This is a genomic window from Streptomyces vilmorinianum (assembly GCF_005517195.1).
Taxonomy (GTDB): Bacteria; Actinomycetota; Actinomycetes; order Streptomycetales; family Streptomycetaceae; genus Streptomyces; species Streptomyces vilmorinianum.
In genome coordinates this window covers 4418710-4441034 of the sequence record NZ_CP040244.1, presented here as the reverse complement: position 1 = coordinate 4441034, position 22325 = coordinate 4418710, and the positions used below count along the sequence as shown (strand labels likewise).

23 protein-coding genes are annotated in these 22325 nt (G+C 70.0%); 6 read left to right on the top strand and 17 right to left on the bottom strand.

Translation table 11 applies throughout. The features are described from left to right. Nucleotides 1-283 precede the first annotated feature (283 nt). Entirely contained in the window at nt 284-754 is a 471-nt protein-coding gene (locus FDM97_RS20755) for a MarR family winged helix-turn-helix transcriptional regulator (protein WP_137991883.1), read from the bottom strand. 55 nt (nt 755-809) lie between these two features. On the opposite strand from FDM97_RS20755, the gene FDM97_RS20750 reads away from it, so the two are divergent. Beyond that, nucleotides 810-1499 (top strand): class I SAM-dependent methyltransferase, encoded by a 690-nt coding sequence (locus FDM97_RS20750; RefSeq protein ID WP_137991881.1) that lies wholly within the window; start codon nt 810-812, stop codon nt 1497-1499. Then, nucleotides 1496-1918 carry a spore germination protein GerW family protein gene (locus FDM97_RS20745; protein WP_137991880.1) on the top strand — a complete coding sequence of 141 codons (423 nt, stop codon included), beginning with the start codon at nt 1496-1498 and terminating at the stop codon, nt 1916-1918. Before FDM97_RS20750 ends, FDM97_RS20745 begins: the two co-directional genes overlap by 4 nt. 144 nt (nt 1919-2062) lie before the next feature. Here FDM97_RS20745 and FDM97_RS20740 read toward each other — a convergent pair whose 3' ends face one another. From FDM97_RS20740 to FDM97_RS20720, 5 genes are all read right to left on the bottom strand, one after another. Beyond that, the gene (locus tag FDM97_RS20740) at nt 2063-3724 is read right to left on the bottom strand and encodes a sodium/solute symporter (RefSeq protein WP_137991879.1); all 1662 of its coding nucleotides are present in this window, start codon (nt 3722-3724) and stop codon (nt 2063-2065) included. Further along, complete coding sequence (locus FDM97_RS20735) at nt 3724-4008, bottom strand: hypothetical protein (RefSeq protein ID WP_137991877.1); 285 nt, start codon at nt 4006-4008, stop codon at nt 3724-3726. The genes FDM97_RS20740 and FDM97_RS20735 overlap by 1 nt, the downstream gene beginning before the upstream one ends. 170 nt (nt 4009-4178) lie before the next feature. Continuing rightward, a complete protein-coding gene (locus tag FDM97_RS20730) occupies nt 4179-5432 on the bottom strand; it encodes a PucR family transcriptional regulator (RefSeq protein ID WP_137991875.1) in 1254 nt (417 codons plus the stop codon). Nucleotides 5433-6145: 713 nt separating this feature from the next. Further along, nucleotides 6146-6781: a LysE family translocator gene (locus FDM97_RS20725; protein WP_137991874.1), complete on the bottom strand. Its 636-nt coding sequence runs from the start codon at nt 6779-6781 to the stop codon at nt 6146-6148. Nucleotides 6782-6880: 99 nt separating this feature from the next. Beyond that, nucleotides 6881-7354 carry an aminoacyl-tRNA deacylase gene (locus FDM97_RS20720; protein WP_175439181.1) on the bottom strand — a complete coding sequence of 158 codons (474 nt, stop codon included), beginning with the start codon at nt 7352-7354 and terminating at the stop codon, nt 6881-6883. Nucleotides 7355-7473: 119 nt separating this feature from the next. Between FDM97_RS20720 and FDM97_RS20715 the strand changes: the two genes are divergently transcribed. Further along, nucleotides 7474-8562, top strand: a complete 1089-nt coding sequence (locus FDM97_RS20715; RefSeq protein WP_254705946.1) for an ArsR/SmtB family transcription factor — start codon at nt 7474-7476, stop codon at nt 8560-8562. Between the two features lie 93 nt (nt 8563-8655). On the opposite strand, the gene FDM97_RS20710 is transcribed toward FDM97_RS20715, so the two are convergent. The 3 genes from FDM97_RS20710 to FDM97_RS37125 form a co-directional block, all read right to left on the bottom strand. Continuing rightward, nucleotides 8656-8928, bottom strand: a complete 273-nt coding sequence (locus tag FDM97_RS20710) for a DUF4259 domain-containing protein (RefSeq protein WP_349775389.1) — start codon at nt 8926-8928, stop codon at nt 8656-8658. 369 nt (nt 8929-9297) lie between these two features. Next, nucleotides 9298-10065 carry a dienelactone hydrolase family protein gene (locus FDM97_RS20705; RefSeq protein WP_137991871.1) on the bottom strand — a complete coding sequence of 256 codons (768 nt, stop codon included), beginning with the start codon at nt 10063-10065 and terminating at the stop codon, nt 9298-9300. A 152-nt stretch (nt 10066-10217) separates the two neighbouring features. After that, on the bottom strand, nt 10218-11261 hold the full coding sequence (locus FDM97_RS37125; protein ID WP_432816286.1) for a transposase: 1044 nt from the start codon (nt 11259-11261) through the stop codon (nt 10218-10220). A gap of 554 nt (nt 11262-11815) precedes the next feature. Here FDM97_RS37125 and FDM97_RS20695 point away from each other — a divergent pair. Next, the gene (locus FDM97_RS20695; RefSeq protein ID WP_137991869.1) at nt 11816-13024 is read left to right on the top strand and encodes an NAD(P)/FAD-dependent oxidoreductase; all 1209 of its coding nucleotides are present in this window, start codon (nt 11816-11818) and stop codon (nt 13022-13024) included. A gap of 10 nt (nt 13025-13034) precedes the next feature. Next, entirely contained in the window at nt 13035-13988 is a 954-nt protein-coding gene (locus FDM97_RS20690; RefSeq protein WP_137991867.1) for a sigma-70 family RNA polymerase sigma factor, read from the top strand. Nucleotides 13989-14342: 354 nt separating this feature from the next. Here FDM97_RS20690 and FDM97_RS20685 read toward each other — a convergent pair whose 3' ends face one another. From FDM97_RS20685 to FDM97_RS20655, 7 genes are all read right to left on the bottom strand, one after another. Continuing rightward, nucleotides 14343-15344 (bottom strand): zinc-dependent alcohol dehydrogenase, encoded by a 1002-nt coding sequence (locus FDM97_RS20685; RefSeq protein ID WP_137991866.1) that lies wholly within the window; start codon nt 15342-15344, stop codon nt 14343-14345. Between the two features lies 1 nt (nt 15345). After that, a complete protein-coding gene (locus FDM97_RS20680) occupies nt 15346-15774 on the bottom strand; it encodes a tautomerase family protein (protein WP_137991865.1) in 429 nt (142 codons plus the stop codon). 68 nt (nt 15775-15842) lie between these two features. Beyond that, complete coding sequence (locus FDM97_RS20675; RefSeq protein WP_137991863.1) at nt 15843-16364, bottom strand: SRPBCC family protein; 522 nt, start codon at nt 16362-16364, stop codon at nt 15843-15845. Continuing rightward, complete coding sequence (locus FDM97_RS20670; RefSeq protein WP_254705687.1) at nt 16361-17038, bottom strand: ABC transporter permease; 678 nt, start codon at nt 17036-17038, stop codon at nt 16361-16363. Before FDM97_RS20670 ends, FDM97_RS20675 begins: the two co-directional genes overlap by 4 nt. A 119-nt stretch (nt 17039-17157) precedes the next feature. After that, nucleotides 17158-17793, bottom strand: a complete 636-nt coding sequence (locus FDM97_RS20665) for an ABC transporter ATP-binding protein (RefSeq protein WP_175439414.1) — start codon at nt 17791-17793, stop codon at nt 17158-17160. 65 nt (nt 17794-17858) lie between these two features. After that, nucleotides 17859-18869 (bottom strand): polyprenyl synthetase family protein, encoded by a 1011-nt coding sequence (locus FDM97_RS20660; RefSeq protein ID WP_254705686.1) that lies wholly within the window; start codon nt 18867-18869, stop codon nt 17859-17861. A 360-nt stretch (nt 18870-19229) separates the two neighbouring features. Continuing rightward, the gene (locus tag FDM97_RS20655) at nt 19230-19874 is read right to left on the bottom strand and encodes a DNA alkylation repair protein (RefSeq protein WP_137994937.1); all 645 of its coding nucleotides are present in this window, start codon (nt 19872-19874) and stop codon (nt 19230-19232) included. 519 nt (nt 19875-20393) lie between these two features. On the opposite strand from FDM97_RS20655, the gene FDM97_RS20645 reads away from it, so the two are divergent. After that, nucleotides 20394-20897, top strand: coding sequence for a hypothetical protein (locus FDM97_RS20645; protein WP_137991857.1), 504 nt, complete (start codon nt 20394-20396; stop codon nt 20895-20897). Nucleotides 20898-21239: 342 nt separating this feature from the next. Here the strand turns inward: FDM97_RS20645 and FDM97_RS20635 are convergent, their stop codons facing one another. Next, nucleotides 21240-22241: a Gmad2 immunoglobulin-like domain-containing protein gene (locus tag FDM97_RS20635; protein ID WP_137991856.1), complete on the bottom strand. Its 1002-nt coding sequence runs from the start codon at nt 22239-22241 to the stop codon at nt 21240-21242. Nucleotides 22242-22325 lie beyond the last annotated feature (84 nt).

Below are 22325 nucleotides of genomic sequence, written 5' to 3'. Positions count from 1 at the left end.
CGGTCAGCGCCTCGAACGGCACGCAGCTCAGCGCGTACAGGTCGTTGGTCGGCCCGGTCGGGTGCCCGAGAGCATGCCCGGGGCTGTGTAGGTCGGTGGACCCGTGGCCGGCGACGGTGGCGATGCCGAAGCCCGCCACCTTCAGTCGCCCGTCCTTGAGGTCCCTGCGCACGACTCCGGCGGCGGGTATGGCGGCCAACGCAAAGGCCGCCTGCCGGAACGGCCGGCCGTCATCGGCCTGTCCGGACTCGGGGTGATCATGACGACGGCCTCGATGACGCTCCTATCGTGCGGTGGGGGCGATTCGTGCGGTGGGGGCGATGGCGTGCAGCCTCTCGATCACCGTCTCCATCCGTGCCGTGAAAGCGCGCAGCTGCTCCTCGGGGACGTCGCCGAACAGGTCGGCTGCCAGTTCGTCGCGCCCGCCGCGCAAGGCCGCCGTGACCGTACGCCCCTGCTCGGTGAGCGACACCAGCGTCGCGCGCCGGTCCGTGGGGTGGGCCTCGCGGAGCACCAGGCCGTCCGCCTGCAGGGCGTCGAGGAGGCCGGTGACATTGCGGGGCGTCACGCCCAACCGCCCGGCCAGCGCACGCTGCGTCATCGGCCCGCCGTGGAACAGGGCCCACAGCAGACCCGCGCGCGCCGTGGTCAGTCCGCGCTCGGTGACCCCGCGCTGCATCATCGCGCCGAGCACCTCGGCCAGCTCGAAGAGCCGGTCCAGCGAGACACTGGCGGAAGCGGACTGCTCCGGCATATCGTGAAGTGACTTCACTATGTAGCACCTCCGCAAACCATGGTAGTGCCCTGTGATGCTGCCACCGAGGGAGACGGTCGCCGTGACCCAGCGGATCAAGCAACGCCCGGTCTTCGCCCGCTTCTACGCGAACCTCGCCGGTCCAGCCCTCCAGAAGGCGGGCATAACCGAGCATCGCAAGCGCCTGCTCGCCGGCCTGTCCGGCGAGATCCTCGAGATCGGGGCGGGCAACGGACTGAACTTCCCGCACTATCCGGCCGAGGTGAAGCGCCTGGTGGCCGTCGAGCCGGAACCGCGGCTGCGTGCCCTGGCACAGGAGCATGCCCGCGTCGCCCGAGTCCCCGTGGAGATGGTGGCCGGCCGCGCCGAGGATCTTGCCTTCCCCGACGGCTCGTTCGACGGGGCCGTGGCGTGCCTGACGCTGTGCTCGGTGGGCGACCCCCACGCGGCCCTGGCCGAGCTCCACCGGGTCCTGAGACCGGGCGGCGAACTGCGGTTCTTCGAGCACGTCCAGGCCGTGACGCCCGCGATGCGCCGAGTCCAGCGCGTCATGGATGCCACCTTCTGGCCGCCGCTGATGGGCGGATGCCACACCGGACGCGACACTCAGGCGGCCCTCACCGACGCCGGATTCACCCTGACAACTGTGAACCGGTTCGACTTCCCCGAAACCCGTATCCCCTTGCCGGCATCCACCCACATCCTCGGCACAGCCGTCCGCCCGAGAACCGGAGGGACCCCATGACCGACAGCCAGAACGAGACCCGGCCCACCGAGCTCGAAGACCTGACCCCGGCCCACGCATCCGTCACCCTGCTCGAACGCCTGGCTGACAAGCTCGGCGGCCGCGCCTCGGTGAGCGCCGTCTACGGCGAACCCATCACCGCGAACGGCGTCACCGTCATCCCGGTCGCCCGCATCGGCTTCGGTTTCGGCGGCGGCGCCGGCCGTGAAGCCGCCACCTCGAAAACCGGAGAGGGCGGCGGAGGTGGAGGAGGAGCCGGAGCCCAGCCCCTCGGCTTCATCGAGATCAGGAACGGCACCGCCACGTACAAGCCCATCCGAGACCCATGGGTGGACGTCGTCCTCCCGCTCACCGTGCTCCTCGCAGGCATCGCCGCCCCTCGGCTCGCACGACGCCTGGCCAAGCGCCGCGCTCAGTGACCGCGCTCACGTGAACCGGTGACAGTGCGGCGTGCGCGGCACAGGCCCACACAGCGGTGACCGCCGCCTGGAGAGCCGCGACCGACCGTCTCGGGTGATCTCCTCGCTCGGGCGGGGGCCGCGGAGAGGGCCGGTTTCCTTCCGCTAGAACGCCTCCTCCTGCGTACGTTCACCAGGACCAGGACCAGGACCAGGACCAGACCCCGGACCCGGGCGCTCACTCGGGGGAGTGGCGCGTCGCCATGCGCCGGTACTGCCCAGTCGGCCCAGGAGGAAGGAGACAGGTATCGACACGAGGACGACCGTCTGGAGCGGGAACCAGTCGACGTGCCAATCGGGGAAGAGCGCCAAGGGGTTACCGGAGAAGACCGGGCCGGACATCTGCAGCCCGACGGCGCAGCCCAGACCTCCGTACAACGTCCAGAGCAGGCCGGTCCGGGTGTAGCCCTTCCAGAAGAGGGAGTACACCAGCGCCGGAAGGAGGGAGGAGGCGGCCACCGCCAGGGAGAGCGCCGTCAGGAACTGGACGTTCCACCCCTGGACCCAGACCGCCAGGGCGATGCTCAGTACGCCCACACCGACGGACGCCAGGCGGGCGGCGGCCACTTCCCGGCCCTCGGTGGTGCGCCCGCGGCGCAGTACGTGGGTGTACAGGTCGTGGGCGATCGTCCCCGCTGCCGCCAGGGTGACGCTCGCGACGACGGCCAGCGTGGTGAGAAAGACGCCGGAGGCGACCAGGACGACGAGCAGCGCCCCACCGGCATCGGCGTCCGAACCCCCCGCCAGTTCGGCGGCGAGCATCACCAGCGCGCTGTTTCCGCCCGGATCGGCGGCCAGGATCGCCGGTGCGCCGATCAACGCGGAGGCCGCGAAGCCCATGAGAGCCGTGGTGAAGCAGAACGCGCCGACGATCGTGATGGTGTGGCGCACGGTACGGCGGGCGGTGGCGGCGTCGGGAGCCGTGCCGAGTTGCAGGGCGACGTGGGGCAGGCAGGCCACGCCGAGGACGATGGTGATCATGAGACCGATGAAGTCCAGGGTGCCCGCCGGCTCGGCGCCTCCGCCGAAGCGGAGGCCGGGGCGCAGGTAGTCGGCGGGACGACCGCTTCCCTGTTCGGCCGCGGTGATCAGGGAGTCGGTGCTCCAGTGGAAACGGTGCAGCAGCACAGCGGACACGCCCAGGGCCACACAGAGCAGCACCACCGTCTTGATCACCTGGATCACGACCGTACCGCGCATGCCGCCGAACGCCGTGGTGCAGACGACGAGACCGCCGATCATCACGACGGCCGTCTTCTCGATGCCCGGACCGGAGAGCCCCAACAGCGCCGCGGTGGTCACTCCCGCACCGGAGAGCTGCACGACCAGATAGGGGACGCAGACGCAGAGGGTGACGACGGCGACCGCGATCCTCACCGCGCGCCCCGGGGTCCGCAGGCCGAACGTGTCGCCCAGGGTGTAGCCGGCGCGCTCGCGCAGGGGGACGGCGAGCAGAAGCAGTACACCGAGGGAGAGCACGGTACAGAGCGCGATGAACAGGCCGTCGTACCCGAAGACGGCGACACTTCCCGTGGTGCCGAGCACCGTGGCCGAGGAGAGGTAGACGCCGGAGAGGACGAGGGCCCCTCGCAGGGGCCGCAGTGCGCGGCCCGCCGTGTAGAAGTCGTTGACGCGGTCCCTCGGTGGGCCGCTGAGGACGCACAGGAACAGGACGGGGACGATGAACGCCACGAAGCAGGCGAGGATCAGTGCCTGGGTGTCCGGGGCCAGGGTGCCGGGCGCGGCGAGCGGGATCTCGGGTCTCATCAGTACGCCCCGTCCTCGTGCGCGGTGTGGCGGCCGCCGGTCCGGGACTCGTCCGCGTGGCGGTCGTAGCGCGCCGCAGTCCACACCAGCAGCACGGCCTGGAGGAGGAGTGCCGGCAGGCCGATGCCGGTTTCGCCCAGGACAGGGGCGGCCATGAAGTCGGCGGCGGAGCAGACGAGCAGCAGATGCACGGCGAAGGCCGCTCCGTTGACCACGGCGAAGGACAGGCCTGGACGACGAGGCCGGGAGTGATGAGGGGAGCGAGGGACGTGCGGGTAGGTCATAGCGGTCTCTCCTGGCGGGCCTGGGTGCGGGTGGATCGCCTCTGAACGAGGCTCACCTGAGCACCCGGCCCCGCGGCTCGTCCATGCGCTTCGCCCGCACCGGTGCTTGTTCCCAATGCACGACAGGTGTGACTGTGCCGAGGCCCAGGGGAGAGGAGGGCGAAGGAGGGTCAGGCCGGTGGGCGACGGCGCGGTTCGTCGTCGGCGGGGCTTGCTGCCGCGGCCGGCCCCAGCAGGCGGTGGGCGTCGAGCGCGAGAGTGAGGTGCACGAGGTCGCGGGGGCGGGAGAGCGCGAGGCCGGTGATCTGCTCGACGCGGCGCAGGCGGTTCAGCACGGTGTTGCGATGGCAGAACATGTGCCGAGCCGCCTGGACGGTGGAGCCACCGCATTCGATCCAGACGCCGATGGTGTCGAACAGCAGGTCGCGGTCGGCGGGTTCCAGGTCGTACAAGGGCTGCAGCACCTGGCGGACGAGTTCGTTGGACAGGTCGGGCCGCGAGACCAGGAGTCCGTCGGGCAGGCGGGAGTCGAGCCGGGCGACCTCCCCGTCGCCGCGGCAGGTACGAAGAGCGAGTCCGGCCATGTCGCGCGCGCGGGCCAGACTCTCCAGTCCGGGGACCACCGGGCTGATCCCGATGCGGAGCCCCGGGCCGGCGACGAGGCCGGAGGCGAACGCGTCCAGCGGGCGGTCGCCCAAGTGGGCGACGAACACGGCCCGTTGACCCCAGGCATGCCGCAGGAGGCGTATGCCCCTCAGCTCCGGAGCGGCCCGGGGCACGCGGCCGTACGGTGGTGTCGCCTCCGCGACCGCCACCGCGTACCGTCCGCCGAGCGGCAGTTCGAGGATGTCGGCCGCGCTCCGCGTGAACTCGGGTTCGTGACGCGTCTCCAGCAGGGCGGCGAGGACCAGACGGACGCGTTCGGCGTGCCGGCCGGCCACCCCCTCGATGACCTGCCGGTAGGCGTCGGCGACCAGGACGGCGTCGCGGTCGTTGCTCTTCCACACCAGCTCGGCGACGTGTACCAGCCGGTGCATGTCGCCCAGGCCCTCCCGCTCCACCACGCCGACCATCCCGCTCCAGACTTCGGATCCGGCGACACGGAAGGCGTGCAGGACCTCGTCGAGGGGGCGGCCCTGTTCCGCGCGCCGCATGCCCAGCTCTCTGGTGAACCGCTCGACGTCCACGATCCTGCTCGGATCCACCCCGGTCTCCAATGCGTGGCGGATGCCGGTTCCCACGGTCTCGCGCACGTCGGGCGGCGCGAGCACCGGGTCGGCGTAGTACGGCACCTCGACGCGGATCGTCTCCAGGACGGCGTCCGTGAAAGCCGTGCCGTACCCGAGAAGCCGCCGGCAGGCGCGGTCGAAGAGCTCGACGGAGGACGGGTCCGTGACGCTGCCGAGGGCGGAACTACGGTGCATGGACGCTCCTGATGGACGGGGTGCGAGAACACCACGCGAGGTGCCGAAGCGAGGCGCCGGCGTGCGGTGCCGGCGCGCGGTGCCGACGTGCGGTGCCGACGCGAGGCGCCGACGTGAGCTGCGCGGAGCGCGGGGAGTCCTTCACCGGGCCGGTCGCCGTGGGCGAAAGCCGGCAGCGTCCTTCCCGGCGAGCATCATGCTAAGCGGTCGGTCAGGAAGTGGTGAGGTCTCAGCCGGATCGTGATGTTTCCGTATGCGCGGACCCGCGGTGGCGGTACGGAGCCGCCGGCGACGCTCATCCTGAGCGCGGGCCGGCGCTTCCTGCGGGTGCCGGAAGGCCCAACGCCTACCAGCCGCCTGCAGCAGATCAGTGCACGTCCGAGCCTGAGGAACGCTTGGGTGACGTCGTTGCGGTTACGGCCGGTCACGGCGGCAGCGAGCGGGATACCGGCTGCGTCGGTGATCAGATGGTGCTTGCTGCCCGTTCCGCCCCGGTCGACAGGGCGTCGTCCCGTCCTGAGTCCCCCTTGAACGCCCGGACATGGGAGCAGTCCACCGCGGTACGGGAGAAGTCGAGTGCGGCAGCCGGGGCCGTACTCCGTCCTCGGTCCACTCGGCAAGGCGCCGCCGGGCCATCCTGCGGTGATGGCTGGAATCGAACAGAGCGCGATGACAGACAGCACCCTGCGGCGGTGCAGCGTCGCTGGAGGAGGTCAGTGGCGGGTGGTGGCGACGGTGATGCCGAGGCCGATGAGTGCGACTCCGCCCGCGCCGCCGATCATCGAGAGGCGGCGGTCCGAGCCGGCGAGCCAGGTGCGGGCGGCGGAGGCGCCCAGGCCCCACAGGGTGTCGCAGAGTAGGCCGATCACGGCCGGGACGAGGCCGAGGACCATCATCTGAAGTGGGATGTGGCCGGCGTCGTGGTTCACGAACTGGGGCAGGACCGCGGCGAAGAAGACGAGGCCCTTCGGGTTGGTGACGCCGACGAGGAGTCCGTCCAGGATCGTGCGCAGGTCGCCGCGCTTTCCGTCCGCCGTGATCGTCATGTCCGCGCGCAGGCGGTCGCGGTGGCGAAACGCGCGTACGCCGAGGTGGATCAGGTAGGCGGCTCCGGCCAGTTTCACCGCTGTGAGGGCCGTGGCCGAGTCCTGAACCAGAGCGCCCAGGCCCAGGGCTACGGCCAGCACGAGGGCGTAGCAGCCCAGAAGGTTGCCCAGGACGGTGGCGAGGGCTGTGCGGCGGCCGTGGGCGAGAGCGCGGCCGACCACGAACAGGACGCTGGGGCCGGGGATGGCGATCACGACGAGTGACATCGCCGCGAAGGCCAGAAGGTTCGGGGTGGACACCATGTGCCGGTTGCTTCCTTGGTCGTGCGAGGTGCCGGTTCGGCACGGTGCTTGTGCTCGTGCTCGTGTTGGTGCTGAGTCGGGCCGTACTGCTGTCCGGGGCTATCGGTGCAGGAGCGTGACGTGGGCGCGGGGGAGTCGGGCCAGGACCTCAGGGTGTACCTGGAGGGTGCGGTCGGCGGATCCGGCGCCGCAGTAGACAGGCTGGTCGGATTCGACCACCGCCGTGTCGATCAGGGACGGCACTCCGGGGCGGTGGCTGATCGGCGGGATGCCTCCGGGGGCCAGGCCCTCCTGACCGAGAATGTCGGGGCCGGCGACGCGCAGCCGGGAACGGCTGGTGCCGGCGGCAATGGCGAGGCGCGTGTAGTCGACGCGATCGTTCGCGCGCAGGGCCACCAGCAGGAGCGGGATCTCGGGGGTGGTGAAGGCGAGCGTTTTCACCGCCTGCTCCCAGGGGAAGGGCAGGGCCTGGCGTTCGGCGACGGTGTGCGCGGGGGCGTGCTCGTGGATGGTGTACGCGCTGCCGTCCGCGTCGAGCGCTGCCTGCCACGGAGGCGCCTCGCGGCCGCTCACGCGGGGGATTCGCGACGTGTGGTCGGTGTCCATAGGGGCCTCCAGGGGTGCTCCCAGGAGCCTGATCGACCCGGCATGATCCGATCAACTGATTGTGAAATCCTGCAATCGTGATCACGATGCGCTTCACCGAGACGGCTGCCGAGGACCTCGCGTTCTCCGTCTCCCCGCTGCTCGAAGCGGTCCACTCCTGGCACGCCTTGACCGACCCGGGACACCATGCCCTGCACGTGCCCTGGGTACGGCGCTGCCGCCGGCTCCCCACGGGCCTGCGCCGGCAGATGCGGGAGCTCGGCTTCGTGGTGGCCGACTACATCCCGGCCTTCTTCGAACGCCGGGCGGACGATCACGACGCGGACTTCGGCGACCAGCTGTCGGCGGTACGCGCGCTCCCGGCGGAGCAGCTGGCCGCCGAGCTCGCCCAGACCCTCGTCGACACCACCCGCTACGACGGTCACAACCTGGTCGAGGACGCCACCGTCCGAGATGCCGCCCTCGCCGAGCTACGGCGGTCCGATCTCGGCCGAGCCGCACGACTGGCCGACGTCCTCACCGACCCCCTGCCGGTCGTGGAGGGCGCGCTCACCGCGCTGGAGGACTACTGGAGCGCCGCATTCGCCGAGGAATGGGAACGCGTCGAACCCACCCTCTACGAGGCGATCGCCGGTGCGGGACAGCGCATCACCCACCAGGGCGTCCTTCCCATGCTTCGCACCCTGGTACCGCAGATCCGCATCGACCCGGCACGGCGGACCCTGCGCCTGGACCGCCCGCACGACCACGACATCGCCGTCACCCCCACCCGCCCGCTCACGTTCACCGCCAGCCACTACGTGTGGCCCCACGTTCGCGTCACCTGCGACGCCCCCTGGCCCCTGCGGATCACCTATCCGGCACTGCCGCTCGCCCCCGCCTCCGCCCCACGTCCCGCGAGCCAGGAGGAACTCCTGGCCGCACTACGGGCCTTGGCGGCCACACCACGCCTGCAGATCGTCGCCTGCCTCGCCCGCCAGCGCCGCAGCACCCAGGAACTCGCCACGCTCCTCGGGCTGTCGCAATCCGTGATCTCCCGCCACCTCCAGCAGATGACCCAGGCGGGACTGACAACCACACGACGCGACGGCTACTACGTTCTCTACTCCCTCGCCCCGACCCGCCTCGACCAGATCGCCGCAGCCATCACCGACCTCGCCACACCTCACGACTGACGCTGCCATGACGCGCCTCCCGAAGTCGAAGTCATGAACGGGCGCTGTCCGATCTGTGGTTCTGGCTCAGCTTTCGCGCCGAGTGACGCTCCGTTATGGCTGGACATCGAAGAGAGCGATGGAGGGTGGGGACGGGGCAAGCACGGCGCGAAGGCGGGTGAGTATGGACCGCCACTGCTTCCAGTCCTCCGGGTCGACCCAGTCTGAGGCCGGCCCGTTCTCGTCGCTGGCGATGCGGGCGAGGGCTTCGTCGGCGAGTGCCCGAAGGTCGGAAGGGAACACGGGCATAGGTTTTTCCGGACCGTAGGACATGTCGACGGGTTCGCCTCCCGGACATTGCGCCGCGAGGAGTGCAGCGGCGGCCACCGCCTCTTCCAGTGTCGTTGTCGAAGGGACCGGTATCCCAGGTGCCCATGCTGATCTCCCCTGCGTAAGGTCGCCCGGATCCTCGCATCAGGGACTCACAACATGACTAGGGGTCCAGCCGAGACACGCGCCAGAGGGGCAATGAGTTGATCTTGATGTGACTTCGCGCGTGGTCAGCACAATGAAGCCGCAGTAAATGCGTGTACCTCGCCCTGGCGGCCGGAAGGGACCACCGCAGGTCGCGACGATCACGGCAGGGGCTCTGCCGCGGTAAATCCGGCATTTACTGCGGTAGTTGTGAATACGTCTCCGCGATCGAGCATCCGCCCGAATGCGTTTCTGCTGTGCGGACTTGAGGGGAGTGGACTGTCAGTGCCCGGCGCCGGCATGCTTACCTGGGTCACGCCCCAGATCCTCCGTCATGGGCAGGCACTCGGCGAGCAGGTCGACGACGTCGCGCCAGGCTCGCTGCGCGTGCTGTGGGTGGTAGCCGACACCGGGGACCACGGGGTGGCCGACCGGCGGGTGGTGGAAGGCGTGCAAGGCGCCGCCATAGACCGCGAGGCGCCAGTCGACGCCCGCGGCCTGCATTTCAGCGGTGAACGCGTCCCGTTGCGCGGGCGGCATGATCGGGTCTTCCGACCCGACCCCGGCCCACACCGGGCAGCGAATGCGCGCTGCCTCGCCCGGTCGGCCCGTGGTAGTTGCGTTGACTGTCCCGATCGCGCGCAGGTTGACGCCGCCGCGCCCGAGTTCCAGCGCGATGGCGCCCCCGGTGCCGTAGCCGATGGCGGCGATCCGGTCGGGGTCGGTCCGCGGTTCGGTGCGCACCACATCGAGCGCCGCATGGCCGATGCCCCGCATCCGGTCGGGATCAGCGAGCAGCGGCAGGCAACGGGCCAGCATCTCCTCGGGGTCGCCCAAATAGCGCCCGCCATGAAGGTCGAAGGCCAGCGCTACATATCCCAGTTCGGCGAGAGCATCGGCCCTGCGGCGCTCGACGTCGCTGAGCCCCATGCCCTCTGGTCCGAGCAGCACCGCGGGCCGGCGGTCGACACCGGCCGGGAGCGCGAGGTGCCCGGTCATCGTCAAACCGTCGGCCGGATACTCGACCGTGCGCGTCGTAATCGTCGTCATGAGACTGGACTGTAGTGACCATCGAGCCCGGTCCGGCCGGTGTTCTGCCGCTGGCAGAACAGTGCGGGTATGCCTCTGAAATACGGGGGCCGGGCTCAGGGCTTCAAGATCATCCCGTTGCCCCTCTGGTGCGTATCTCGGTCACACCCCGACTACGGGGCGAGCAGGACCCGTTTGCGCAGGAGGTCGAAGCCTGCGCGGCCGAACATCTGGCGCTTGAGCATCTTGATCCGGTTGCCGTGGCCTTCGACGACGCCGGAGCTCCAGGGCAGGGTGAGTCCGGCGATGACCGCGTCGCGGTCTCGGTCGATGCCGGCCGCGAGAGTGTGGAGGCTGGGCAGGTCGTCCTGGCGGACGGCGTCGAGCCACTGCGGCAGCCGTTCGCCCTGGCGCTCGGTGAGCATGTGGGCGAAGGACCGGACATGACCGGTCAGGGCATCGAGTTCGGGACAGTTGGCAAGGACGGCCTTGAGCCGGAGCTGTTCGATCTCGGTCAGCGTCTCGGGTCGGCTGAGGATCCATCTCGTCACCACGCGGGGTGCCGGCGGTTGCGCGGCGACCGGCCGTGGCGAGGTGCGCTTTTCTCGCAGGCAGGCGCTGACCCGGCCGTAGCTGCCTCGATAGCCCAGGGGAACGATCTCTTCCCAGAGCTTCCAGGCGTTGGTGCACCCCTCGTCCCAGAGTTCGTCCAGGTAGGGCTTGTACTCGTCGAGGACGGAGGTCCGGTTGTGCTGCCACTGACCGCGAAAGAGGTCTTCCGGCTTCGCAGCGTCGGCGAGACTCTTGACGGTGCGGTGGGTCATCCGGAGCTGACGCCCGACGGAGCGGCGGCTATGGCCGGCTTCCGGCAGCGCGTGGACCGTGGCGTGCCGGGCTCGGACGCGATTGGCGAACCGCTCGCTCCGCCATGGCGAGCCCGCCTTCTCCTCGGGCGGCGCCGGTGGTTCGGCCTTCGCCTCGCGATCGGTGGACCAGGACGCGAAGGCACTGGCGGTGGCGGGCGACAGCCCGCTCAGCGGCTCCCCCGAGGTTGTGCCACAAGTGCCAGCGGTCGGCGACCTGCGTCGCCTGGGGTGCCCCGGCAGTGGCGCCTTCCGCGAAGAACGGCGCGCGGTCCCGGCAGACGACCTCGATCTCTGGCCGCTGGGCGAGCCAGGCGGCCAGGCTCGATGCTTCTCGATCAGGCAGGAGATCAATCGGCCGGCGGGTCTCGACGTCCACCAGGACAGTGCGTTGCGGCGGCCCTTGCGGGTGGCGTACTCATCGACGCCAACCACCCGAGGCGTCGGCACCTCCGGCTCGGGCCGCGCCTCGACCAGGCGCAAGACCGTACTCCGGCTGATGGACATGCCGAGCACGGCAGCCAGGCGGGCGCCGGCTCGACCAGCCAGCGCGAGGCCGACTGCGCTCAGGATGGAACGCAGTCGCTCGGTGCGTTGGCCATGCCTGCGGGTAAGGCCGGATATCTGCTCCACGAACGTCTGACATGGGCACTTGGTGTTCCCGCACCGGAACCGTCCGGACCGGCAGCTGGAGTACGACGCTTCGTCCGGCGCTCGGGACATCAGCGAGAAACCACAGCTAGGAGCCGTGAACCCGGGTCGAGAAGACTCCGCATCCCGGGCAGGCGGCGCCGGCCGTGGTGCACTGCGCGTCAGCCTGTGACCCATGTCACATCCAGTTCCTGTCAGCAATCGGGGCGCTGTCTCGCTCAACCCACCGGGAGCAAGCGAACCGACAGGAGGAACACATGAAGCACCGCATCGTCGTCCTCGGCGCCGGCTACGCCGGGGCCTACGTGGCCGGGAACCTGGCCCGCCGGCTGTCCCCGGCGGACACCGAGATCACCGTGGTCAACGCTGAGCCGGACTTCGTCGAGCGGCTGCGGCTGCACCAGCTCGCGGCCGGCCATGAGGTCGAGGCTCTGAAGCTCGCCGACGTCTTCGCGGGCACGGGGATACGGCTGCGCCTGGCCCGTGTCACCGCCGTCGACCCCGAGCACCAGGTCGTCGCCGTGGCCGACGCCGACGGCGGCGGCGAGCTCGGCTACGACACGCTTCTCTACGCGCTCGGCAGCCACGTCGCCGACCGTGGCGTCCCCGGCGTGGCCGAGCACGCCTTCGACGTCACCGGCCGCCCCTCGGCGCTGCGCCTGCGCGAGCGCCTGGACAGCCTGGGCAGGCGGGACGAAGGCGGGAGTGTGCTCGTCGTCGGCGACGGGTTGACCGGCATCGAGACCGCCACCGAGATCGCCGAAACCCGGCCCGGCCTGTCGGTGACGCTGGTCGCCCGCGGCGAGCTGGGCGACCGGCTCTCGGCCGGAGCCCGCAGCCACCTGCGCGAGGCCTGCGACCGGCTGGGCATCACCGTCCTGGAGCACACCAGCGTCGAAGCCGTCGAAGCGACGCGGGTGCTGTGCGCCGACGGCACCGCCCTGGCGTCCGACGCAACCGTGTGGACAGCCGGGTTCGCGGTCAACCCCATCGCCGCCGCCAGCGGTCTTGAGGTCACCCAGAACGGTCAGATCGTCGTCGATCGCACCATGCGGTCGGTCTCGCACCCGAACGTCTACGCCGCCGGCGACAGCGCCCACGCCATCGGCGACAACGGCCGACCGCTGCCGATGTCCTGCGCTTCGGCCGGCTACACCGGCCGGCAGGCCATGGAGGCGATCGTGGGACGCCTGACCGGCCGCAAGATTGCGAACATCAAGCTGGTCTACCCGGGCAACCACATCAGCCTCGGGCGGCGGGACGGGATCCTGCAGATGGTCGACGACGAAGCGCAGGCAAAGCCGAAGTATGTGGGCGGCCGGAAGGCCGCGCGGATCAAGGCGGGCATCGTCAGGATCTCGCTGTGGGCCACCTCGCACCCGACCTTCGGCATGCCCAAGCGCAAGCGCCGCCTCGCCGCGCCGGATGCGTCCGCCGAGAAGGCGGCGCGCGTAGTCGCCTACTAGGGTAATCCGCGTGGACAGCACCGCCGTTGATCGCTTCGACACCAGTCGGTTCGAGGCCAGCCGGAACCGGCTGGCCTCGCTGGCGTACCGACTCCTTGGCTCCGCCGCCGACGCCGAAGACGCCGTGCAGGATGCGTTCCTGCACTGGCAGGCCGCCGACCGGCAGCGGATCAAGGTGCCGGAAGCATGGCTGACCAAGGTCGTCACCAACCTGTGCCTCGACCGGCTCCGCTCGGCGCACGCCCGCCGCGAACGTACCGCCGGCGCCTGGCTACCCGAACCGCTCCTCGACGGCGACCCGATGCTCGGCCCGGCCGACACCTTCGAGCAGCGCGAGTCGGTCTCGCTGGCCGTGCTGACTCTCATGGAGCGCCTGTCACCCCTCGAGCGGGCCGTCTACGTCCTGCGCGAGGCGTTCTCCTACGGCCACGCCGAGATCGCCGAGATCCTCGACATCACCGAGTCCGCAAGCCAGCAGCACCTCCACCGGGCCCGGCGCCGCGTCACCGCCGCGCGCCGCGGCGGCGGCGAAGTCGACGCGGCATCCGCCCGCAGGATCGTCGAGGAATTCCTCGCCGCCGCCTCCTCGGGCCGCACCGAACGGCTGGTGGCGCTGCTCACCGACGACGCGATCGCGATCTCCGACGGCGCCGGCCTGACCAAGGCGCTGCTGCGGTACGACACTCCGCAGCGCATCGCCGCCATCGCACGGGCCGGCTTCAAGCCCACACCCGCGAAACGGCGACTCGCCGGCGGCACGCCCGCCGTCCACTACGCGCTCGTCAATGGGGCCCCCGCCATTCTCTTCGTACCCGGCGACCAGGTCGTCGGCGCGGTCACGTTCGACATCACCAACGGCAAGATCACAACCGTGCGCGGCATCGCCGCCCCGACCCGCCTCGTCCGCCTCGCCGAAGCCTGGCGGCAGCACGAACCGGGCACGCCGCTCATCGCCGAGTGGTGACCCGACGCCGACCGCGGCCAGGCGCGGCGCCCGCGCTGCGAGACCCGCTCCCGGGCTTCGGACGCCACCAGCCGCATGCGGACGGCGCGCAGCGGCTCGCTGCCGCCACGCGCTGAGAGCCCCCTGCCGGTCACGCGGCTTCTTGACGCCGCGCCCTGGAAAAACACCGATGTCGTCGACCGGCTCACGCAGCGCGACGACATGACCGTGACCGTGACCCTGTTCAACCCGGCCTGTGCCTCCACCAGTTGGTGGGCGGAATGGATGCCGTACAGCGTGAGCGCGCGCAGGCGGATCACGTCGGCGAGTCCTTCCGGGTCGCGACGAGGATCGGTCGGATCTGCGTTCATCGGCTCAGTCGAGGGTGCGTACGAAGACGGGCTTGAGGTGGTTCTCCGGGAGTGCGTCGGGCAGTTGTTCCCAGTCGAGGACGTGGGAAACGACGCGTTCGGGCGCGACCTTTCCCGTGAGGGCGAGGTCGAGGGCGTCGGGGATGTGTGCGCGGACGTTGTCGCGGGCGATGCGCAGGGTGACGCCGGTGAGGTACATGTCGAGCAGCGGCAGCTCGCCGGGCCGGAAGTGGTTGCCCGCTGATTCGCAGATGCCCTCGGGGGCGAGGGAGCGTACGGCGAGGGCGAGCTGGTCGACGCGGCCGGTGGCCTCGACGGCGAGATCGAAGCCGTGCCGTATCGGTTCGAGGGTCTCGGCGGTGCGGGCGCCGTAGCTTTCGGCGAGGGCCCGGTGCTCGGGATCGGGATCGACGTACAGGACATCCGAGGCGCCCAGCGCGCGGGCGATGTCGCACACGTACAGGCCGATGCTGCCGCGGGCGACGACCAGCACCCGTGCTCCGGGGCGGGTCTTGAGGTGCGGGGCTACCAGGCGCCAGGACAGGGACCAGTTGTCGCTCGCCGAGGCCATCGCGACGCGGTCGAGGCCGGCGGGCAGCGGCACCAGCATGGCGTCCGCGTACGGGACGCGGACGAGGTCGGAGAAGAGTCCGCCCCAGTTGCCGCCGATCGGTGCGCCGTACATGGCCATGTGCGGCACGGAGCCGCAGCGGGCGGTCAGCCCGGCGCGGCAATGGTCGCAGGCGCCGCAGTTGATCGACCAGGGGACGACGGCCAGGTCGCCGGGGGATACGGCTGTCACCGCGTCGCCGGCGTCGACGACCCGGGCCACGCACTCGTGGCCGAGGGCGAACGGGGGGTCGATGAAGCCGTGTCCGGCCAGGATCATGGAGTCCACGTCGCAGGAGGTGGCCGCGATGGGTGCCACGATCGCCTCGCCGGCCGACCGGACTCCGGGGTCGGGCGCCTCGCGCCACTCGACGGTGCGTCTCGCGACATAGGTCAGCTCACGCGTCGGCCTGTCCCTTCGCGAGGGCCACCAGGTTGGCGTGGCGGATCAGGGAGCCGCCGGCGCCCCAGGTGTCATCGGGCTGCTCGTGGACCAGCACCCACACACGCGGCGCCTCGGTCGGGGACAGCCCGGCGGCCGCGAGCACGGTCTTGGTGGCGTCCTCGACAAGGCCGGTCCTGCGGCGCTCGGACAGCGCACCATTGGGAACGGTCACCTCCACGAGAAAGCGGGGCGCGTCGTCCTCCGCGGTCACCTGGGCGCCCTCGGGTAGCTCGGTCAGGTAACTCCACGCCTGGGCGCGAAAGAAGGCGGTGTCCGGCGCGCCCTCCCAGCGCAGCAGCACCCGGGCAAGGTCACGCTGAACGGTCGCGCGTCGCTCATCGGTGAGGACACCGGCCTGGACGGTCAGCCTGATCATCGGCATGGCAACTCCTCCATCTCGCGACACCGCCGCGTTATGACAGTCGTTATGGCCGCGCGTCCCGCAGGGCGCTACCGCTCGGGCCGCCTTCTACTGGTCGGTGACGCCGCGCGAATCCACATCCACATCCACATCCCCGTCGGACCCACGTGCCTGGCACCGGCCACCACACCGTGCTGTCCCGATCGCATGGCCATGGCGTGGTTGAGGTGGAAGAACGGGCGCGCCAGTGGCATCCAGCGTCGCAACGCGGCCTTCCTGACGCTGACATGCTCGGTGAAGGAGGCCACGCAGCCGTGCCCACCGTCGTCTCCCACGCGCCATCGCACGTTGCCCGCGATGTCCCCTTCGAGTTCCGCCTCCAGGACACGCTCGACCGGATTCTGGACGAGCGGTCTCAGTCGTACCGTCAGCTCGTAGGGCAGCATCGACCTGATGACGATCTCGCACTCCTGCCCGCCGGTCGCCTTCACGGAACGGAAGGCCGGCCACCATGCGGGATAGTGCTCGATGTCGGCAAGCTTCGCGTACATCGTGTCGGGCGGGAGCGGTGCCCTCCAGAGTCCGGCGAAGCGCATCTCGTGGCGGCTCACGTCAGCCTCCTTGCCGGCTGTGTACTCCGGGGCAGTCGGAGGTGGTTGCGGGTGCGAGCGAAGAAGGCGGCGGTTCCGAGTCCCCACATGAGGAGGAACCAGAGTGGGCCGAGCAGGAGGTGTCCGTACGGGGTGTCCGCGGAGGTGAATCCTGCGGCAACGCTGACCTGTGTCGGACCGTAGCCGGGGAGCAGTTGGAGACCGTCCTTGTCGGCTCCCGTGTTGCTCATGGGGTTCTGCAGCATGGTGTCGAGCAGGCTGGCCATGATGATGACGAACAGCCCCGCCAACTCGTTGCGCAGAAAGGCACCGAGGAGGACGCCGATACCGCCATAAGCGACCGCGGCGGTGAACAGCCCGAGTGCGAGGAGTCCTGGCCGGACGGGATCCCAGTACCAGCACATGACGGCCGTGGCGTAACCCGCGATGAGGGCGGAGGCGACCGTCATGGCGATGACTTTGCTCAGGAGCAGAAAGGTGCGGGGATAGCCGGCGAGCGCGAGCCTGCGGTCGAAGGCGAGGGACTTGAAGGTCGTGATGAACATCATGAAGCCGACGATGAGCGTCACTGTGTTGACGGCCCCGGACACCATCGTCAGATGGTTTCCGTTGACGATGACGGTGTGTCCCGTCGCGCGCAGCAGGAACCGCGCCGGCGCCGGGGTGACGAACAAGTGCTCAAGCGTCAGCCAGAGAGGGATGTACACGACGATCAGCACTAGGGCGAGACGGTTGCGAGCGTGCTCCAGGAGAGCGAACGAGGCGCCTGTGCGGAGCCCTCTCGGAGTCCGGCTCAACGGTTCGTTCCTCGCGTCGTCAGCGCGTACTTCACGTCGGGCTCCGAAGGCGCTGCCACACCGTGGCGCAAACGGTGGACGACGTCGAGCCGCTGCGTGTCCCAGGCCAGGTGCGACACGACGAGGACGCAGCGTCCCCGGTCGCGGAGCCGGGCCGCGACGTCCCAGAAGCGGAGGTACGTCTCCCAGTCGAAACCCTGGTACGGCTCGTCCAGCAACAGCACGTCCGGGTCGTGCATGAGCGACAGAGTGAGATTGAGCTTCTGCCGTGTGCCGCCGCTGAGGGCGTCCACGCGAGTGTGCCGGTACTCGGCGAAGCCGAGTTCTTCCAGCAGTTCCTCGGCTCGGTCGGGCCCCTCCAGGTCGTAGGCGGTCTGGAACCAGCTCAGATGCTGGTCGACGGTGAGAGAGTCGTTGAGGACGGTTTCCTGCGGGCAGTACCCCAGGGAGCCGCCGTGCTCGACATGGCCGGAGTCGGCGGCGATCTGGCCACACAGGATGCGCAGCAGCGTGCTCTTGCCGGAGCCGTTCTCGCCCACGACGCCTGCCAGTGTGCCCGGCTCCAGGCTGAAGGAGACGCCTTGGAGTACGCGACGTGACCGGTAGGACTTGTGGAGGTCGTGCACGCGCAGAGCGTGCGGAGTTCGGGGCACGGCGAGTGTTTCCTCCTGCGTGACGATCGGCGGCGAGGCGGCTGTCAGCTGCGGCGGCGGGACAGGTCGGTGATGAAGTGCCGCCACTGTTCCCGTACGTCGGCAGGGATGGGCGCTTCGGCGAGGGCCGCCAGTGCCGACGCCACGTGGCGGACTGCCGCCTCCTCGGAACGCCGCCTGCTGTCTGTCTCCTCCAGCAGCCGCATGGCTTCGGGGACGTCCCCCGGAGCCAGGGGACCGGAGCCCAGGAGGGTCTCGAGCCGCTGGCCGGCGGCGGTGCCCGAGCCGACCGCGAGCAGGAGGGGCAGGGTCTTCTTGCCACGCATCAGGTCCGCTCCGACGGGCTTCCCGGTGACCGTGCTCTCGCCCCACAGGCCGAGGATGTCGTCGAGGATCTGGAAGGCCACCCCCAATTCGCTCCCCGCGGAGTGGAGTGCCCGCACCACGGGGGCCGGCGCGCCGGCCAGCACGGCGCCCAGAGCCGCCGCACAGCCGAACAGAGCGCCGGTCTTGCCGCGCGCCATGTGTACGAACCGGTTCGGCGAGACCTGGCTCACGGACTGCCCTTCGAGCGAAAGGTCCTCCGCCTGTCCCTCCACCATCTTCTCCACGGCCACGATGAGAGCGCTGGTGGCCGCGGCGGCCCCGGGCGCCTGCGCGTGGTGGATCCCGGCGACCGCATGCACCACGAGGGCGTCACCGGCGAGCACCGCCGGGCCCGTACCGAACGCGGCCCAGGCGGCAGGCCGACCGCGACGCTCGGCGTCACCGTCCATGACGTCGTCGTGCAGCAGGGAGAGCTGGTGCACGAGCTCGACGGCCGTTCCGGCAATGGTGGCGTACCGCTCCGGCGCTCCGACGGAACGGACCGAGAGCACCGCCAGCGCCGCGCGTACGCGCTTGCCGGCTCGCTGCAAGGGAACTGCGGAGTCGTCTACGTCCCAACCCATGTGGTGGCGACACACCTGGGCCACGGACGGATGAAGCCGTGCCACGATCCGGCGCAGCTCGGGCTCGACGAGCGCCATCCCCCGCTGGAGGATGTCCTGACTCACCGGAGGCCGCCCAGGCAGGTCATGCGAGATGCTGCTGTGCAGCAGAACGTGTGTCATCACTACCTCGTCCCGCGCCTTGGACCGCAGCTCGAATGGGTTGTTTTCGGTCTGTGCCCATCGCATAACGACACCGCTGATCGTGAGTTACGGCAGCGGGTCCGAGCGGATTCGGCGGCCGGCGTTCTCGGTGACGTGGAGCTTCCGAAGGATCAGGTCCTTGACGCGTGCCGCGTCGGCTTGGCCGCGGGTCGCCCTGGAACGCTCCGTTCTTCCAGGTCTTGTTGGGACCGGCTCCGTCGCTCGAGGTCTGCTCGTCCTGGTTCTGAGGGAGTAGCGGCGCGAGCGTGGGCGGGAGCCTTCCTACGTGTCGTGCTGTCGGCGCACCATCTCGGTGATCCAGATGGGCGCGAACGGAGACGTGCAGCCCGGGGAGGTCGGGTAGTCCTTGAGTACCTGAAGGCGCTCACCGATGTCGATTGCGCGGGTGCGGTACTCGGCGTGCTCGATCCCGATCTGAGCCAGGCAGTGGTTCATCGCCCACTGCAGGCGATCCGGGGCGTCCTTCATCTCCGCCTCGATGACGTCGAGCAGCCCTGCGAGGTCGAGGCCCTCGGGCTTCTTCTTCACGCGCTCGGTGGTGAGCGCCCAGCCTGCACTTGCGACGACTGGATCCGGATCGGCGAACCAGGCCAGGCGCAGCTCGTCGGAGTGCGGGTTCTTCTTCACCACGTAGTTCACGAGCCAGTCGTGCACCTTGGGTGTGCGGGTCTCGCGCACCATGACGTCCAGCTCGTCACGCTCGAACGCCTTCGGGCGGCAGATCAGGATCGCCAGCAGTCTTGCCGCGGTGTCATCCGTCTCCCAGAGCCGGGTGGCGAGTTCCTGCTGCGTCTTCAGCCGCTTCGCGAGCGCGCGCAGCTTGCCGAGGTTCACACCGTGATCGTCACCGTGTTTCTCGTTCACCTCGCGTGCCTTCGGATCCTCCAGCTCGGCCAGCTCGGCCATCACCTCGGCCAACGCCGTCTCGGCCACCTCAGTCTCCTGTCCGTCACGTGCGAGATTCAGCCTACGACGGGCGGCGTCCTTCCATGAGATCTCGTGATTCATCTGGCCAGTGAGGGCCGCCGGCGTCCACTGGCCGTTCTGAATGGCCCCAGGACAGTGGGGTGACGCTCCGCAGTTGATCACCGTCTTGGACCGCATCCGAGTTCCGCGTCCAGCCGGTGACCGTCAGCGGACGAGCCCGGACCATGTGTGGGGCGGCACGGCATCACCTCATCGGGACGCCCGGCGCGGGTCCTTCCACGCGACCGGGACGGTGGAAGAGCTCGCCGAGCGGTGCGCGCCGGAGGGAGCAATCCGCGCGTTCGCCACGACCGCTGCGTCCTGGTCCGCGGCGCCACGGAACGGGGGAAGGCCCCCACATGCCGCCGGGCAGCACCCGGCCGAGCAGCACCGCCACAGTGGGCTGACACCCCTGAAACCTCTGGACTGCTGGTCAGAGCACCTGTCAGGCTCCGCCTCGTGGAGATACTCGATGTCCTGACCGACGTGGCGAAGACGGGCCGACTAGGTCCGGTGTTCAGTGGAGCCGACTGGAGCGATGTGACCGCAGCCCTCGGCGAACCGTGGGACATCGGAACGATGAGCCGGAAAGGGACGTGGCCTCGGCTCTTCGCCTACGGAGACCTTGAGCTGAGTGTCTGCCGCTGTCGCAAGGTCTCTCTCATCTGCATACAGACCTGGCGCGACATCGTGGAACTCCCTCAGCCGGTCGTCGGGGGGACGGGCATCTTCCCCTCAAGGCTCACGTACGCGGACGTGGTTTCCGCCCTGGACAAGGCCGGCTGTCCCTGGCAGCCGTACCCTCCGCTGACCTTCGGCGACCAGTGCTCGCTCGTGGCGACCCCGTCGGGAGCCAACTTCACCTTCGAGATCCCGCAGGGCGGAGAACCCGTGCTGAACGTCGCGGGCCTGCCAGGCGACGGGCACGACTGCTCGGCACAGACCGCAGGTCGAGATCACTGAGGAAGGCAGCGGAGATGTACTGCCCCAGCTGGGCCGGACCCTGGGACTGCGGCAGCGACACCCGCGAAGGTCTCCGTGGTCGTCCGCGCTTGGGAACGCCGGTTCGGTGCTCGTGTCGTCGCGGTTGAAGGAGGAAGACGCACTCCTGCTCGCGGCCGAGCGCTTCGCCTTCTGCCCGGACGACGTCTGGCAAAGGAGTTGACCGTACACAGTGGCCGCGCGTACGCCGGACGGATTCCTGGTGCTCACCACTGGCACTTCTGGTGGGACGGATCCATCCCCGCCTCGGACGACCTTCAGACCCTTCTCGCGCCCGAGTCGGGGATGCTTGCGTCGCAGCCGTCAGCGGTTCACGGTCAGCGGGATGGTGTCGGAGATCACGGGGCGGCCATCTTTCGGGGAGTCCCAGTACGCCGTCAGCAGGCCGGGGCCCGAGCGGGTGGCGGTGTACGGGATCGTCACGTCGAACGTGCCGCGGGTGCCGGAGCCGGAGGTGGCCGTGGCGTGGATGTTGGCCACCGTCGTGCCGGACGTGTCGGTGATCTTCAGGCGGAGGGTGGCCTCGAAGGTGTTCGCGCTGCCCCACACCCGGACCGGGGTGGGGATGGTGTCGCCGATCAGGGGCGACTCCACCAGGACGTCCGGGGCCAGATCCTCGAAGTCCGCCCGGCCGACGGGCTTGTTGAGGGCGATGCCCTCGCCGCCGAGGCTGGTCACCGGTTTGCCGTCGAGGGCGAACCGCACCTTGTCGATGGACGGGGACCGCGTGGCGGTGAAGACGACCTGCGCGATCCTGGCCCGCATGGACAGGGTGCCGCCGCCGTCGTCGTACCGGCCGGAGAGGTCGACGGTCGCGATGCCGTCGCGGACGGCGACGGAGTTGAGCGTCGTGCCGACGGGGATCGCCGTCGTACGACCATGGCCGCGTTCGTACGCGCTGGGGCCGGCGAGCAGGGCGCGCAGGGCTCCGGCGGCGGTCGCGGGCGCGGTCACGGTACGGGGTGCGGGGGAGACCTGTTCGCCGTGGAGGAAGTAGACGGCGGTCCGCACCTGCTTCGGCGAGGGCCGGGGCGGAGGAGTGGGTGTCGGCTGGGGTGTCGAAGGCGTCGAAGGCGTCGAAGGCGTCGTCGGTGCCGGGACCGGCGGCTTCGTGGGCTCGGTCGTGCCGGGGGTGGGGGCGGGGGTGGTCGGGGAGGGCGTCGGTGTGCCGTCCGTAGCCCTGCCTCCGCCCCCGTCGCCGTTTCCGCACGCGGTCAGCGTGAGCGGGAGGATCAGCACGGCGGCGAGCGTGGTGGAACGTATCCACCGGAATCCTGTGCGGGTCGTGCGGCGCGCTTCGCTCATGGCAACCTCGCACGGTCACAGAGTTAAAGATGCCTTCTAGAAACATATTCTGGACCTGGCCAGGGTGAAAGGCACGCCGAGACG